This is a genomic window from Pseudomonas sp. S2_E01 (assembly GCF_054668365.1).
Genome location: NZ_CP162762.1, coordinates 4,394,841 through 4,409,835, shown reverse-complemented (window position 1 = coordinate 4,409,835; position 14,995 = coordinate 4,394,841). Strand labels below are relative to the sequence as shown.

Genomic DNA, 14,995 nt, shown 5'->3' with positions numbered 1-14,995 from the left:
GGATACCCGGATTTCGATGCGCAGTCCCAATTGGTTGTTTCTCGTCTTGCTTCTGCTGCTGGCTGGCCTGCAATACCGCCTATGGGTGGGAAACGGCAGCCTGGCGCAAGTGGCCGAGCTGACTCAGCAGATCGCGGATCAGCACGCTGAAAACGAAGGGTTGCTGGAGCGCAATCGGGTGATGGACGCCGAAGTCAGTGAACTGAAAAAAGGCATGGAGACCGTTGAAGAGCGGGCTCGTCATGAGCTGGGCATGGTCAAGGACGGTGAAACCCTTTACCAGTTGGCTCAATGAGCATCCCACTACCGGCCTTCTGGGCCGTGATTCCTGCCGCGGGCGTTGGCGCCCGTATGGCCGCGGACCGTCCCAAGCAATATCTGCAATTGGGCGGGCGCACAATTCTCGAACACAGCCTTGGCTGTTTCCTTGATCACCCGGCCCTCAAGGGGTTGGTGGTCAGTCTTGCTGTCGACGATCCCTACTGGCCCAACCTCGCTTGCGCCGGTGATTTGCGCATTCAACGGGTTGACGGTGGCGCCGAACGTTCCGGCTCGGTGCTCAATGCCTTGTTGCACTTGCATGCACTGGGCGCAGGCGATGAAGATTGGGTGCTGGTACACGATGCCGCACGGCCCAATCTAAGTCGTGACGACCTGGACACGTTGTTGTCCGAGCTGGCTGACGATCCGGTCGGTGGCCTGCTGGCGGTTCCGGCTCGCGATACCCTCAAGCGTGTCGACAAGCACGGTCGGGTGGTTGAAACCGTGGATCGCAGCGTGATCTGGCAGGCGTACACGCCGCAGATGTTCCGCCTTGGCGCGCTGCATCGGGCCTTGGCCGACAGCCTGGTGGCGGATGCGGTGATTACCGATGAAGCATCGGCCATGGAGTGGGCGGGGCAGGCTCCGCGGCTGATCGAAGGCCGTTCAGATAACCTCAAGGTCACTCGACCCGAGGACCTGGAGTGGTTGCGGCAGCGGTGGGCTAACAGGTACTGATTGTGTGGCTGTGGTGTCAGGTCTGCCGCCATCGTCGGAACGCCGCCCGGAGCAAGCTCGCTCCTACAGGGCTCGCGTCGAACTCAACTCTGTAGGAGCGGGCTTGCTCCGGGCGGCGTTCCGACGATGGCGTCGGTCCTGCCAACCCAATATCCTGCTGACTCACTCCCCCCGATATTCAGGCCGCTGCGCCAACCCTTCCTTCAAGTAATCCACCAACTTGCGCACCTTCGGCGACAGATGCCTTTGCTGTGGATAGAGCGCCCAAACCGCCGTGTTCGGAGGCTGATGCGCTTCGAGCAATGAAATCAGCGCACCACTTTTCAGGTGCTCAAGCACGTAATAGTCCGGCAACTGACACAGCCCCACCCCCTGCAGCGTCGCATCCAGCACGGCTTGCCCGCTGTTGCAGCGCCAGTTTCCCTGTACACGCTGCGAAAACTCCCGCCCGTTCTGCTCCAGTTGCCAGAGGTCCGAGCTTCCGACCAGGCAGTTATGGCGGCTCAATTCCGAAAGGCTATGTGGGCGACCGTAACGTTCCAGGTAGGACGGCGAGGCGCACAGGTACATGCGTCGCGGCGCCAGTCGCGTGGCCACCAGGCGTGAGTCCTGCAAGCGGCCGAGGCGGATCGCCAAGTCCAGCCCTTCATGGACAAGGTCGAGCTGACGGTTGCTCAGTTCGATGTCGATGCGCAGTTGCGGATACAGGCCCATGAAGCGCGTGACCAGCGGCACGATGAAGCGCTCGCCGTAGGCCACGGCGCAGGTCATGCGCAGCATGCCCTTGGGTTCGCTGGTCAGATCGCCGACCGCACGCAGTGCTTCTTCGCGGCCATCCTGCAAACGCTGGCAATGTTGCAGGAAGGTTTGCCCGGCCTCGGTCAATGTGACACGGCGAGTGCTGCGGTAGAGCAGGCGAGTTTGCAAGCGCTCTTCGAGTCGTACGATCTGGCGACTGATGTGGGAAGAAGAAACTCCGAGCCGCTCGGCGGCCGCCGTGAACTGGCTGCACTCGGCAACGGCCACAAATTCGTCGATGCCTTCCCAGCGATTTTCAGACATCTGCGATTATCCCTATAGGGCAATAATGTTTTGCTTTTGTCTGGATTATTCACTGTAGTGCAGTGGATTACACTGACTGTCTCGTTTTTATTCACTGGAGCATTCACATGATCAAGTCCCGCGCCGCCGTAGCCTTCGAGGCCAAGAAGCCCCTCGAAATCGTCGAAGTCGATGTCGCCATGCCCAAGGCCGGTGAAGTGCTGCTGCGCGTAGTGGCCTCCGGTGTTTGCCACACCGACGCCTACACCCTGTCGGGCGCTGATCCGGAAGGTATCTTCCCGTCGATTCTGGGCCATGAAGGTGGCGCCGTGGTCGAAGCCATTGGTGAAGGCGTGACTTCCGTCGCCGTGGGCGATCATGTCATTCCGCTGTACACCCCGGAATGCCGCCAATGCAAATTCTGCCTGTCGGGCAAAACCAACCTGTGCCAGGCGATTCGTGCGACCCAGGGCAAGGGCCTGATGCCGGACGGTACTTCGCGTTTTTCCTACAAAGGTGAAACGATTTTCCACTACATGGGAACCTCGACTTTCTCCGAGTACACCGTGCTGCCGGAAATTTCCGTGGCCAAGATTGCCAAGGAAGCACCGCTGGAAAAAGTCTGCCTGCTGGGTTGTGGTGTGACGACGGGCATCGGCGCCGTGTTGAATACCGCCAAGGTGAAACCAGGTGATACCGTGGCGATTTTTGGTCTCGGCGGCATCGGTCTTTCCGCCGTGATCGGCGCGGTCAAAGCCAAGGCGGCACGGATCATTGCCATCGACATCAACCCGGCCAAGTTCGAAATCGCCAAACAATTGGGTGCAACCGATTGTGTAAACCCGAAAGACTTCGACCGTCCGATCCAGGAAGTCATCGTCGACATGACTGACGGCGGCGTCGACTTTTCCTTCGAGTGCATCGGCAATGTGCAACTCATGCGCGCGGCGCTCGAGTGCTGCCATAAGGGCTGGGGTGAGTCGGTGATCATTGGCGTGGCCGGTGCCGGCCAGGAGATCTCAACCCGTCCTTTCCAACTGGTGACCGGTCGCGTTTGGCGCGGTTCGGCATTCGGTGGGGTACGCGGCCGGACCGAGTTGCCAAGCTACGTGGAAATGTCCGAAACCGGCGAAATCCCGCTGGATACCTTCATCACCCACACCATGGGCCTGGAAGATATCAACAAGGCTTTCGACCTGATGCATGAAGGAAAAAGCATCCGCTCCGTCATTCATTTCTAAGAAGCAGCCGTGAGCGACAGGCTGCAAGCTGCAAGTGAGGGCGTCTCTGCTTGCAGCTTCCGGCGTGTGGCTTGCTGCTGGGAGAGCATTCATGAATCTAGAAAATATCTCCTGCCAGAAAAGCTTCGGCGGCTGGCACAAGCGTTATCGTCATCGCTCTGAAACGCTTGGATGCGACATGGTATTTGCCGTCTACCTGCCGCCGCAGGCGGAGCAAGGGGGCAAGTTGCCGGTGTTGTACTGGTTGTCCGGCCTGACCTGCACCGATGAAAACTTCATGCAGAAGGCCGGCGCCATGCGCATGGCGGCCGAACTGGGGCTGATCATCGTTGCGCCGGACACCAGCCCGCGCGGCGCCGATGTGCCGGGTGATCCGGACGGTGCCTGGGATTTCGGTCTCGGTGCCGGGTTCTACCTGAACGCCACGCAGGAACCCTGGTCGCGACACTATCGGATGCATGACTATGTCGTGCAGGAATTGCCTGCCTTGGTCGAAGCGCATTTCCCAGCGTCGGACAAACGCGGCATCAGCGGTCACTCCATGGGGGGGCATGGAGCGTTGGTCTGCGCGCTGCGCAACCCGGGGCGTTACCTCTCGGTGTCGGCGTTTTCACCGATCAACAATCCGATGGACTGCCCATGGGGACAGAAGGCCTTTTCCCGATATCTGGGAGAGGACCGTTCCAAGTGGCGGGAGTGGGATGCCTGTGCGTTGATCGCCGAGGCTGGTGAGAAGCTGCCGCTGTTGGTGGACCAGGGTGATCGCGATGATTTCCTGAGCAACCAGCTCAAGCCTGAGGCGTTGCAGCAGGCAGCGAAACAGGCGGGTCATCCCCTGACGTTGCGCCTGCAACCGGGCTATGACCATAGCTATTTCTTCATCGCCAGTTTCATCGACGACCACTTGCAGCATCACGGACGCGCCCTGAACGCCTAATGCAGGTAGAATCACGCCCTGACAAAAATCGGGGCGTTTTTTTATGCGTATTGGCCACGGCTATGATGTGCACCGTTTCGCTGAAGGCGATTTCATTACACTGGGCGGCGTGCGCATTGCACACGGCTTCGGTCTGCTCGCCCATTCCGACGGTGACGTCCTGCTGCACGCCTTGAGCGATGCCCTGCTTGGCGCGGCTGCGCTGGGCGATATCGGCAAGCATTTCCCCGATACAGACCCTACATTCAAGGGCGCCGACAGCCGCGTGCTGTTGCGTCACGTTGTCGCGTTGATCCACGCCAAAGGCTGGAAAGTCGGCAACGTCGACAACACCATCGTTGCCCAGGCACCGAAAATGGCCCCGCATATCGAATCGATGCGCGCGCTGATCGCCGCGGATCTCCAAGTTGAACTGGACCAAGTGAACGTGAAAGCCACCACCACTGAAAAGCTCGGTTTCGTCGGTCGTGAAGAGGGCATTGCCGTGCACTCCGTTGCCCTGTTGCTGCGCGCATGAACGAACTGCAATTGCTTGGCCCCCGGGCCTATGGTGACGCCCTCGGTACGGCGGTGTTGAAGGCTATCGCCGAAGATTTCCAGGTCGATGAAGTCCTCGATATTCCCTTGAGCGGCGACGGTGAACACCTATGGATCTGGGTGGAAAAACGCGGCTTGAACACTGAAGAAGCCGCGCGCCGTATCGCCAAGGCTGCCGGTGTGCCGTTGCGTACTGTCAGCTATGCCGGGCTCAAGGATCGTCAGGCCTTGACCCGCCAATGGTTCAGCGTGCAACTGCCTGGCAAGGCCGACCCTGATCTGTCGGCGGCCGAAAACGATACCCTGAAAATCCTCAAGACCAGCCGGCACAAGCGCAAGCTGCAACGGGGTGCGCACTCGGCCAACGGCTTCACCCTGCGCCTGACGCAGTTCGACGGGGACAAGGCCGCCATCGAAGAACGCCTGCAGCGGATCGTCAACCAGGGCATCCCCAATTATTTTGGTGCCCAGCGTTTTGGCTTTGACGGCGGCAATGTGGTCGATGCCCGTGGCTGGGCTGCACGCAGGGCATTGCCAGAGCAGCGCAATGTGCGTTCGCGCCTGCTCTCCGCCGCTCGCAGCTTTCTGTTCAACCAGGTACTGGCGGCGCGCGTGGCGGATGGCACCTGGCAGCGGGCGCAGGTGGGTGACTTGCTGGCGTTTACCGACAGCCGCAGTTTTTTCCCGGCAGGAGAGGCCGAGTGCAGTGACCCGCGACTGGCCATTCTGGACCTCCACCCGACCGGCCCTCAGTGGGGCGAAGGTGACTCGCCGGCGGCGGGCGCTGTCCATGAACTGGAACAGGCCATCGCCGCGCGCGAAGCGGACTTGCGCGATTGGTTGATTAACGCCGGTATGAGCCACGAACGTCGCATCCTGCGGCTGCCCATTAGTGGGTTGACGTGGCATTATCCCGAGCCTGACATTCTGCAACTGGAATTCGTCCTGCCGGCCGGATGCTTCGCCACCGTATTGGTGCGTGAACTCGTCGATCTGGTGCCAGCAGGGCAGACGGACAGCCCATGCGTATTCTGATTTCTAACGACGATGGGGTAACCGCACCCGGTCTCGCCGCGCTTTATGCTGCGCTGGCGGATTACACCGAATGCGTGGTTATCGCCCCGGACCAGGACAAGAGCGGTGCCAGCAGTTCGCTGACGCTGGACCGTCCGTTGCACCCCCAAACATTGGCGAACGGTTTTATCAGCCTCAATGGCACCCCCACCGATTGCGTGCACCTGGGTCTCAATGGCCTGCTGGAACGTGAACCGGACATGGTGGTTTCCGGCATCAACCTGGGCGCCAACCTGGGGGACGACGTGCTGTATTCCGGCACGGTGGCCGCGGCCCTTGAAGGTCGGTTCCTGGAGCGTCCTTCGTTTGCCTTTTCGCTGGTTTCCCGACAGGTCGAGAATCTTCCTACTGCCGCCTACTTTGCACGCAAACTGGTGCAGGCCCACGCAGAGCTCGAGCTTCCACCGCGTACGGTATTGAACGTGAACATTCCCAATTTGCCGCTGGATCATATCCGTGGCATCCAGTTGACCCGTCTCGGCCATCGCGCCCGTGCGGCGGCCCCTATGAAGGTCGTCGACCCGCGTGGCAAGTCCGGATACTGGATCGCTGCAGCCGGCGATGCCGAGGACGGTGGTGCCGGCACTGATTTCCATGCGGTGATGCAGGGCTACGTATCCATCACGCCATTGCAGCTGGATCGCACCTTCAATGATGCCTTCCGCAGCCTCGATGGCTGGCTGGAGGGACTGCACTGATGGCTCGTGAACAAGACCCGATGCACCGCGGCATCGGCATGACCTCGCAGCGCACGCGCGAGCGTCTGATACAGCGGTTGTACGAAGAAGGCATCAGCAACGCCAAGGTGCTGGAAGTGATACGTCGCACGCCGCGTCACCTGTTCGTCGACGAAGCGCTGGCGCACCGTGCCTATGAAGACACGGCGTTGCCGATTGGCAACAACCAGACGATCTCTCAGCCTTACATGGTGGCTCGCATGAGCGAGCTGTTGCTGGAGGCGGGGCCGCTGGACAAGGTCATGGAAATCGGCACCGGGTCGGGTTATCAGACCGCGATCCTGTCACAACTCGTCGAGCGGGTGTTCTCCGTCGAGCGCATCAAGGTGTTGCAGGATCGCGCCAAGGAGCGACTGCTCGATCTCAACCTGCGCAACGTAGTGTTCCGTTGGGGCGATGGCTGGGAAGGGTGGCCAGCGCTGGCGCCGTACAACGGCATCATTGTGACTGCGGTGGCTACGGATGTGCCGCAGGCATTGCTCGATCAGTTGGCGCCGGGAGGACGACTGGTCATTCCGGTTGGCTCAGGCGAGGTCCAGCAATTAATGCTGATCATCCGCGAGGAGCACGGGTTTTCCAGGCGAGTTCTGGGAGCGGTACGTTTTGTCCCGCTGCTCAACGGGCCACTGGCCTGAGCATTTGTTCAAGCGTGCTGAATTCTCTTCGATGGCCTCTGTCTTACAGCAGCATCGATCGGTTAAACGGGATTCAACGGCAGGCAGCAAACGTGTGCGCGAGGCCAACTCGATCCATTAAAGGTAAAGCCTGCACGGCCCGTTATACTTGCGACACTTCATGCCGCAACATGGCATTCCAACATTTCAGCCAGCACAAAGGGAGCGGCGGGTGAGTCTCACAGTCATAGCGCAGCGTATGGGTAAAACGAGCTTTCAGCGCCTGGTGACTGGCCTTGTCTTGAGCACCTTGCTGGTCGGTTGTTCCAGCAATAAATCCAGCGATGTGCGTGTCGTCGATCGCAACAATGCCGCCGCCCAGCGTCCGGCTGTGACCACGGGCCAGTATGTGGTTCGACCCAAAGACACCCTGTTCTCCATCGCATTTCGCTACGGTTGGGACTACAAGGCTCTGGCGGCGCGCAACAACATTCCTGCGCCATACACCATTCACCCAGGTCAGACGATTCGCTTCGACGGGCGCACCGGATCAACGCCGGCACCGGTCGCGGTCACGCCCGTTTCAGCACCGTCGTCGTCCAGTAAAACCACGGTCATTCGACGCCAGCCAAATGGCGCAACGACGACCACGACGGTGGTATCACCGTCTGTCGCAAACAAGCCTGCACCTGCTCCGATCCCCGCTCCAGGCCCGGCCCCGACCGGCTGGGGGTGGCCTTCTAATGGCATTTTAATTGGAAAATTCTCTTCAAACGGTAGTTTGAATAAAGGAATTGATATCGCCGGAGATTTGGGACAGCCTGTTTTAGCTGCGTCTGATGGGACGGTGGTGTACGCCGGGAGTGGCTTAAGGGGCTACGGCGAATTAGTCATCATCAAACACAGCGATACCTACGTCAGTGCCTACGGTCACAACCGCAGGCTGTTGGTTCGGGAGGGGCAGCAGGTCAAGGTCGGACAGACAATTGCCGAAATGGGGTCAACGGGTACGGACCGGGTGAAACTGCATTTTGAGATTCGCCGACAAGGTAAACCAGTAGATCCGCTGCAGTTCCTGCCACGTCGTTGATTTGTTTCCAGCCTGTTCCATCACGTAGAGGGAACAGGCTCCAGCGTTGCCAAGGATAAAGGCGCCGCTCGAGCTTGAGGTCGAACTCACCAAAGGACTATAACAATGGCTCTCAGTAAAGAAGTGCCGGAGTTTGACATCGACGATGAGGTTCTCCTGATGGAGACCGGCATCGGTATGGATTCGATGTCGAATGATGAAGGGGCGGCTCCACCTTCCGTTCGTGCCAAATCCAAACACTCCGCAACGTTGAAGCAACACAAATACATTGATTACACGCGTGCGCTCGATGCCACGCAGCTGTATCTCAATGAAATCGGCTTTTCCCCTCTGCTGTCCCCCGAAGAAGAAGTTCACTTTGCACGCTTGTCGCAAAGTGGTGATCCGGCTGGACGCAAACGCATGATTGAAAGCAACTTGCGGCTGGTGGTGAAAATCGCCCGTCGCTACGTCAATCGTGGCTTGTCGCTCCTGGACCTGATCGAAGAGGGCAACCTCGGACTGATCCGGGCGGTGGAGAAGTTCGACCCCGAACGTGGATTCCGCTTTTCGACCTACGCAACCTGGTGGATTCGTCAAACCATCGAGCGCGCAATCATGAATCAGACCCGGACCATCCGGTTGCCGATCCATGTGGTCAAGGAACTCAACGTGTACCTGCGGGCCGCACGGGAACTGACGCAAAAGCTCGATCACGAACCCTCACCCGAAGAAATCGCCAACCTGCTGGAAAAACCGGTAGGAGAGGTCAAGCGCATGCTCGGCTTGAATGAGCGGGTTTCTTCGGTCGACGTCTCGCTGGGTCCGGATTCTGATAAAACCCTGCTGGACACCCTTACCGATGAGCGCCCGACCGATCCGTGCGAACTGTTGCAGGATGACGACCTGTCACAGAGCATTGATCAGTGGCTCTCGGAGTTGACCGACAAGCAGCGCGAGGTGGTGATACGTCGCTTCGGCCTGCGCGGTCATGAGAGCAGCACGCTGGAAGATGTAGGCCTGGAAATAGGTTTGACCCGGGAACGGGTCCGGCAGATCCAGGTGGAAGGCTTGAAGCGCCTGCGTGAAATCCTGGAAAAGAATGGCCTGTCGAGTGAGTCGCTGTTTCAGTAAGCGAGTCGCTTGAGCTGTCAGCCAAAAAGCCCCGAATTGATCGGGGTTTTTTTATGCCTGCTGCCCAGATACGAGCAAGCTTGCTCGCGATGGATGTCCAGGCTCCGCTGGGTGTCAGGCCGCCCGCGTCATCGTTGACGACCATCGCGGGCAGGCCCCGACCCTGTAGGAGCGAGCTTGCTCGCGATGGATGTCCAGGCACCGCTGGGTGTCAGGCCGCCAGCGTCATCGTTGACGACCATCGCGGGCAGGCCCCGACCCTGTAGGAGCGAGCTTGCTCGCGATGATTGCAAGGGCACCGCGCAGTGCCAGGCCGCCAGCGTTATCGTTGACCACCATCGCGACGGTTCGACGCCTCGACATGCTAGCTCCTACCGGTCACCTTTTCAGCGTCGCCTTGTACGCTTTTGCTTACTCTGTCGTAAGTGTTCGTTATTTTTACACCTTGGCGGATGCCTATCGAGCTCGTGTTCGAACGCTATCTGATTGAATAGGCGGGACATTTAAAAGAAAGCGCTCGCCATCAGTCTCTCTGGCCGACTGCCCGGGCCGGTTTGCGTCCATCCGGGAACGCTCTAGTATCGGGGCTGTGTCGACGGACTGACACGCCCTTCACGGACGAGGGGAATGGACATTGCTGGATGCAATTCATCAGGATGATGAAAAGGAACACAGGGAATAGGGAAAAAATGTGGGCGGGTCAAACCGCCCCTTTTTTTGTCTGCAGAAAAGCAAAAAGGCCCGCAAGGGGCCTTTTCGGGAGCGCGGGGCGATCAGCGCTCGAGATCCTTGATCTTGCCTTTGACGCCATCCCACTCTTCGGCATCAGGCAGGGATTCTTTCTTCTCGGTGATGTTCGGCCAGACTTCGGCCAGCTCAACGTTCAGCTGAATGAATTCCTGCATGTCTTCCGGGACTTCATCTTCGGAGAAGATGGCCACGGCTGGGCATTCTGGCTCGCACAGGGCGCAGTCAATGCACTCATCCGGGTGAATCACCAGGAAGTTCGGGCCTTCGTAAAAGCAGTCCACCGGACAGACTTCTACGCAGTCGGTGTACTTGCACTTGATGCAGTTGTCGGTGACGACGAAGGTCATTTCTAATTTTCTCCTCAGGCGGCGGCAGCGGACCCCTTCACGTTGGGGTCGCCAGGTTCGGGAGCGATAGTCTGCAGACCAGGCTATTAGCCTGCAGCATCCCGAACCGCGCGAGATTCTAACAGCTTGAAGGCGAAGTGCGTTAGATCCGTGTCTTCAGTGTATAGAGCATTTCGAGCGCCCGACGCGGTGTCAGGTCATCGAGATCCAGTTTCGCCAGTTCATCCAGGACCGGGTGCGGCAGGCTGGCGAACAGATCGCTCTGCTGCGGCGCGACCGGTTTGCCCTTGACGGGCTTGGGGGCTTCATGTGGCAGCGCGGTGGCTTCCAGGCGTCCCAAATGCTCACGGGCGCGCACGATCACTTCGCTCGGAACCCCGGCCAGCTGGGCCACTGCCAGGCCATAGCTCTGACTGGCAGGGCCGGGCAGCACGTGGTGCAGGAACACGATACGCTCGTTGTGCTCGGTGGCATTGAGGTGCACGTTGGCCACCAGCGGTTGGGCTTCCGGCAGCACCGTCAGCTCAAAATAGTGGGTGGCGAACAGCGTGTAGGCACGCAGTTGGGCGAGACGTTCTGCCGCAGCCCAGGCCAGGGACAGGCCGTCAAAAGTACTGGTGCCGCGACCGACTTCGTCCATCAGCACCAGGCTACGATCGGTGGCGTTGTGCAGGATATTTGCGGTTTCGCTCATTTCGACCATGAAGGTCGAACGACCACCGGCCAGGTCGTCACTGGAACCGATCCGCGTGAAGATCCGATCCACCAGCGACAATTCGCAACTGGCCGCCGGTACGAAGCTGCCAATATGGGCCAGCAGCACGATCAGTGCGGTCTGGCGCATGTAGGTGGATTTACCACCCATGTTCGGGCCGGTGATCACCAGCATCCGCGTATTGTCATCAAGGCTCAGGTCGTTGGCCACGAACGGCGTGGTCAGTACCTGCTCGACCACCGGGTGACGACCCTGGCTGATGCGCATGCACGGCTCGTCAACGAAGCGCGGGCAGTTGAGGTCAAGGTTGAGCGCGCGTTCGGCGAGGTTGCTCAGCACGTCGAGCTCGGCCAGCGCCGCCGCAGTGTCTTGCAGTGGCGGCAATTGGGCGATCAGGTCTTCGAGCAGGGCTTCGTAGAGCATCTTCTCGCGGGCCAGCGCACGGCTCTTGGCCGACAGCGCCTTGTCTTCGAAGGCCTTGAGTTCCGGCGTAATGAAGCGCTCGGCGCCCTTGAGCGTCTGGCGCCGAATGTAGTCCGCCGGCGCCGACTCGGCCTGCTTGCTCGGCAGTTCGATGAAGTAGCCATGAATGCGGTTGTAGCCGACTTTCAGATGGGACAGGCCGGTGCGTGCCTTTTCCCGGGCTTCCAGGTCGATCAGGAATTGCCCTGCGTTCTCGCTCAGCGATTGCAGCTCGTCGAGTTCGCTGTCGTAACCGGTTTTCAGTACGCCGCCGTCCCGGATGACCGCCGGCGGGTTGTCGATGATGGCTTTTTCCAGCAAGGCCGCCAGTTCCGGGTAGGTGCTGGTGGTTTTTGCCAGTTGGATGATGTGCGGCGTGTCCAGTTCGGCCATCGCAACCTGCAACTCGGGCAGGGCACCCAGCGCATCGCGCAGGCGAGCGAGGTCGCGAGGACGGGCGTTGCGCAGGCCGATGCGCGCGAGAATCCGTTCGATGTCACCGATTTCCTTGAGCTGCGGTTGCAGCCTTTCGAACCGGTAGCCATCGAGCAGACAAGTGATCGAGGTCTGGCGCGCCAGCAGCACGGTCAGGTCGCGCAACGGACGGTTCAACCAGCGGGTGAGCAAGCGGCTGCCCATCGCGGTCTGGCAACGGTCGACCACCGATTGCAATGTGTTGTCTCGCCCGCCGGCCAGATTGACGTCCAGTTCCAGGTTGCGACGGCTCGCACCATCGAGCACCACGGTGTCGTCCAGGCGCTCATGGCGCAGGCTGCGCAAATGGGGCAGGGCGGTGCGCTGGGTTTCCTTGGCGTAGGCCAGCAGGCAACCGGCGGCGCCGATGGCCAGGGTCAGGTTCTCGCAACCAAAGCCCTTGAGGTCCTGGGTGGAAAACTGCTGGCAAAGGCTTTTCAGTGCCGAGTCGCGCTCGAAGTCCCACGGTGCACGGCGACGAACCCCACGACGTTTTTCCGCAGGCAAATCCTTCGGCCAATCATCCGGGATCAACAGCTCCACCGGGTTGATCCGTTCCAGTTCCGCCAGCAGGTTTTCCCAACCCTTGATTTCCAGCACCGAGAAGTTGCCGCTGGTGATGTCCAGCACCGACAGGCCAAACAGGCGCTCGTCGCCCAGTACCGCCGCAATCAGGTTGTCCCGGCGTTCATCGAGCAACGCTTCGTCACTGATGGTGCCCGGCGTGATGATGCGCACCACCTGTCGTTCGACCGGCCCCTTGCTGGTGGCCGGGTCGCCGACCTGCTCGCAGATCACCACCGATTCGCCCAGCTTGACCAGTTTCGCGAGGTAACCTTCCGCCGCGTGGTAAGGAATCCCACACATCGGAATCGCCTGGCCGGCCGACTGCCCGCGGGCGGTCAGGGTGATGTCCAGCAATTTGGCCGCCTTCTTCGCGTCTTCGTAGAAGATCTCGTAGAAATCGCCCATGCGATAGAACATGAGCTGGTCTGGATGCTGGTTCTTCAGGCGCCAGTATTGCTGCATCATCGGCGTGTGCGAGGACAGATCGGACAGTGCTTTATTCATCGGGTATCAGACAGATTCGTTCAAAGGTGTGGGGTAAGGGCGGGGCATCGGCCCGGCTTTTGCGCGATGGGCGCAAGGTTACCATGGGCAGTCCGCCCGACGCAGGCATGAAAGCCTCGGGAAACATATCCATCGTTATGCACTTATTATGCAAAACAGCATTTGTCTTCGCAAAAAAGATCAAGCACTATGCGCGATATGCAAAAACGCAATGTTTCTACCGTATTAAGAGCGCTGCTCGACCATCACGGGATCTCCCCCACGGAGCTTCACCGTCGGACCGGCGTGCCTCAATCCACACTGTCGCGAATTCTCAGCGGCAAGATCGTCGACCCTTCGGACAAGCACATCTCGAAGATCGCCGAGTACTTCGCCGTGAGCACCGACCAGCTTCGAGGGCGCGTGGATGTTGCTTCCTCCACGAGTGCCGGGCGCGATGAATTGCATTCGGAACTCAAGGACATAAGTCTGTGGGATGACGATACCCCCGTCGATGACGACGAGGTCTCGGTCCCCTTTCTTCGCGAGGTTGAATTGGCTGCGGGATCAGGAAGATTCGTCATCGAAGAAAGCGAGCGCTCAAGCCTGCGATTCGGCAAGCGCAGCCTGCGGCACAACGGCGTTCAGTTCGACCAGGCCAAGTGTGTCACCGTGCGTGGCAACAGCATGTTGCCGGTGCTGCGTGACGGCGCCACCGTGGGCGTCAATGCTGGCAAGAGCGGCATCGGCGACATCGTCGATGGCGATCTTTATGCCATCAACCACAACGGCCAATTGCGGGTAAAACAGCTGTATCGCCTGCCGACCGGCATTCGCCTGCGCAGCTTCAATCGTGATGAGCATCCGGATGAAGACTACAGCTTCCAGGAAATGCAGGAAGAGCAAATCGTCATCCTCGGTCACGTCTTCTGGTGGGGCATGTACGCCCGCTAACCCGACCCCTGTTAGATAAAACCCGCCATCTGGTGGGTTTTTTTTCGCCTGTCGGAAACCGTCAACGCCTTTGCCAGCAAGGCTTTCATGCATTCGCGCAAATCTAATGCATAAATAAATGCATTTGTGCATTGACTGTATATGCATCCATGCATATTCTTCGTCTGAAGCCGCTCGACAAAGCCGGCTCGAAACGAAGCTCTTTAGTTCCACCACAAGGCAGCGATGAACCGGCCTCAACGGTTCAGAGGGTTGGCAACTGACCCGGGTGTGCAGCGTAAAGCACCAAAAGCAGTTATCCGGCGGGCAGGGACCGCGGTCGGAAAAACAATTTGAATGGACCCGTACCGCGCCAGTCGCGCCGAAAGGTCAACAAGGAACAAAGGAACGCGAAGGACCGCATTACTGAAAATGCCTGGCGCGCAGCCAGGCACTTTTGGAATGCCAACCATACGCATCGCTACAAGAAGCCAAACCGCTCATCAATCACTCCAAGGAGGCCCGACATGACAAACGAGCAACAAGCGTTGCTGGACATACCGATCTGGCTGGTCATCGTGCTGGCGCTGTTGGGTGGGGTGTCCGGCGAGATGTGGCGTGCCGACAAGGAGGGCGCTCGCGGCTGGTCGTTGCTGCGGCGGCTGGCCCTGCGCTCCGGCGCCTGCATGATCTGCGGGGTGTCGGCGTTGATGCTGCTGTACGCCGCTGGCCTGTCGATCTGGGTGGCCGGGGCGTTCGGTTGCCTCACCGCGATGGCCGGCGCTGACGTCGCCATCGGCCTCTACGAGCGCTGGGCGGCTAGGCGCATCGGTGTCTGCGAAGTCCCCCCGCCGGAATCCCGTCCGGATCAGTAAACCGAC

General features: G+C 59.7%; 16 protein-coding genes. 12 read left to right on the top strand and 4 right to left on the bottom strand.

The genetic code is table 11. The features are described from left to right. The first annotated feature begins 16 nt into the window (after nt 1–16). Together ftsB and ispD are read left to right on the top strand one after the other, a co-directional pair. A complete protein-coding gene (gene ftsB / locus AB4O36_RS20545) occupies nt 17–295 on the top strand; it encodes a cell division protein FtsB (protein WP_008028992.1) in 279 nt (92 codons plus the stop codon). After that, nucleotides 292–999 carry a 2-C-methyl-D-erythritol 4-phosphate cytidylyltransferase gene (gene ispD, locus AB4O36_RS20540; protein ID WP_460117534.1) on the top strand — a complete coding sequence of 236 codons (708 nt, stop codon included), beginning with the start codon at nt 292–294 and terminating at the stop codon, nt 997–999. The genes ftsB and ispD overlap by 4 nt, the downstream gene beginning before the upstream one ends. Nucleotides 1,000–1,161: 162 nt before the next feature. Here ispD and AB4O36_RS20535 read toward each other — a convergent pair whose 3' ends face one another. Further along, complete coding sequence (locus AB4O36_RS20535; protein WP_460117532.1) at nt 1,162–2,061, bottom strand: LysR family transcriptional regulator; 900 nt, start codon at nt 2,059–2,061, stop codon at nt 1,162–1,164. 107 nt (nt 2,062–2,168) lie between these two features. On the opposite strand from AB4O36_RS20535, the gene AB4O36_RS20530 reads away from it, so the two are divergent. The 8 genes from AB4O36_RS20530 to rpoS all read left to right on the top strand — a co-directional run bounded on the left by AB4O36_RS20530 (nt 2,169) and on the right by rpoS (nt 9,383). Next, complete coding sequence (locus AB4O36_RS20530; RefSeq protein ID WP_460117530.1) at nt 2,169–3,281, top strand: S-(hydroxymethyl)glutathione dehydrogenase/class III alcohol dehydrogenase; 1,113 nt, start codon at nt 2,169–2,171, stop codon at nt 3,279–3,281. Nucleotides 3,282–3,372: 91 nt separating this feature from the next. Continuing rightward, nucleotides 3,373–4,218 (top strand): S-formylglutathione hydrolase, encoded by an 846-nt coding sequence (gene fghA / locus AB4O36_RS20525; RefSeq protein ID WP_460117528.1) that lies wholly within the window; start codon nt 3,373–3,375, stop codon nt 4,216–4,218. A gap of 43 nt (nt 4,219–4,261) precedes the next feature. After that, complete coding sequence (gene ispF / locus AB4O36_RS20520) at nt 4,262–4,735, top strand: 2-C-methyl-D-erythritol 2,4-cyclodiphosphate synthase (protein WP_010462780.1); 474 nt, start codon at nt 4,262–4,264, stop codon at nt 4,733–4,735. After that, complete coding sequence (truD, locus tag AB4O36_RS20515; RefSeq protein ID WP_460117526.1) at nt 4,732–5,790, top strand: tRNA pseudouridine(13) synthase TruD; 1,059 nt, start codon at nt 4,732–4,734, stop codon at nt 5,788–5,790. The genes ispF and truD overlap by 4 nt, the downstream gene beginning before the upstream one ends. After that, entirely contained in the window at nt 5,778–6,527 is a 750-nt protein-coding gene (gene surE, locus AB4O36_RS20510) for a 5'/3'-nucleotidase SurE (protein ID WP_460117525.1), read from the top strand. Before truD ends, surE begins: the two co-directional genes overlap by 13 nt. A 38-nt stretch (nt 6,528–6,565) precedes the next feature. Then, nucleotides 6,566–7,201, top strand: a complete 636-nt coding sequence (locus AB4O36_RS20505; protein WP_371049381.1) for a protein-L-isoaspartate(D-aspartate) O-methyltransferase — start codon at nt 6,566–6,568, stop codon at nt 7,199–7,201. 211 nt (nt 7,202–7,412) lie between these two features. Then, nucleotides 7,413–8,270 carry a peptidoglycan DD-metalloendopeptidase family protein gene (locus AB4O36_RS20500; RefSeq protein WP_460117523.1) on the top strand — a complete coding sequence of 286 codons (858 nt, stop codon included), beginning with the start codon at nt 7,413–7,415 and terminating at the stop codon, nt 8,268–8,270. 105 nt (nt 8,271–8,375) lie between these two features. Next, a complete protein-coding gene (rpoS, locus tag AB4O36_RS20495) occupies nt 8,376–9,383 on the top strand; it encodes an RNA polymerase sigma factor RpoS (RefSeq protein WP_460117521.1) in 1,008 nt (335 codons plus the stop codon). A 225-nt stretch (nt 9,384–9,608) separates the two neighbouring features. On the opposite strand, the gene AB4O36_RS20490 is transcribed toward rpoS, so the two are convergent. The 3 genes from AB4O36_RS20490 to mutS form a co-directional block, all read right to left on the bottom strand. Continuing rightward, nucleotides 9,609–9,746: a hypothetical protein gene (locus tag AB4O36_RS20490; RefSeq protein ID WP_460117519.1), complete on the bottom strand. Its 138-nt coding sequence runs from the start codon at nt 9,744–9,746 to the stop codon at nt 9,609–9,611. 410 nt (nt 9,747–10,156) lie between these two features. After that, entirely contained in the window at nt 10,157–10,480 is a 324-nt protein-coding gene (gene fdxA / locus AB4O36_RS20485; RefSeq protein ID WP_123465120.1) for a ferredoxin FdxA, read from the bottom strand. Between the two features lie 142 nt (nt 10,481–10,622). After that, nucleotides 10,623–13,190 carry a DNA mismatch repair protein MutS gene (gene mutS, locus AB4O36_RS20480; RefSeq protein ID WP_460142166.1) on the bottom strand — a complete coding sequence of 856 codons (2,568 nt, stop codon included), beginning with the start codon at nt 13,188–13,190 and terminating at the stop codon, nt 10,623–10,625. Nucleotides 13,191–13,400: 210 nt separating this feature from the next. On the opposite strand from mutS, the gene AB4O36_RS20475 reads away from it, so the two are divergent. Together AB4O36_RS20475 and AB4O36_RS20470 are read left to right on the top strand one after the other, a co-directional pair. After that, the gene (locus AB4O36_RS20475; protein ID WP_460142165.1) at nt 13,401–14,135 is read left to right on the top strand and encodes a LexA family transcriptional regulator; all 735 of its coding nucleotides are present in this window, start codon (nt 13,401–13,403) and stop codon (nt 14,133–14,135) included. Nucleotides 14,136–14,641: 506 nt separating this feature from the next. Further along, the gene (locus AB4O36_RS20470) at nt 14,642–14,989 is read left to right on the top strand and encodes a phage holin family protein (RefSeq protein ID WP_460140127.1); all 348 of its coding nucleotides are present in this window, start codon (nt 14,642–14,644) and stop codon (nt 14,987–14,989) included. The last annotated feature ends 6 nt before the right edge of the window (nt 14,990–14,995 follow it).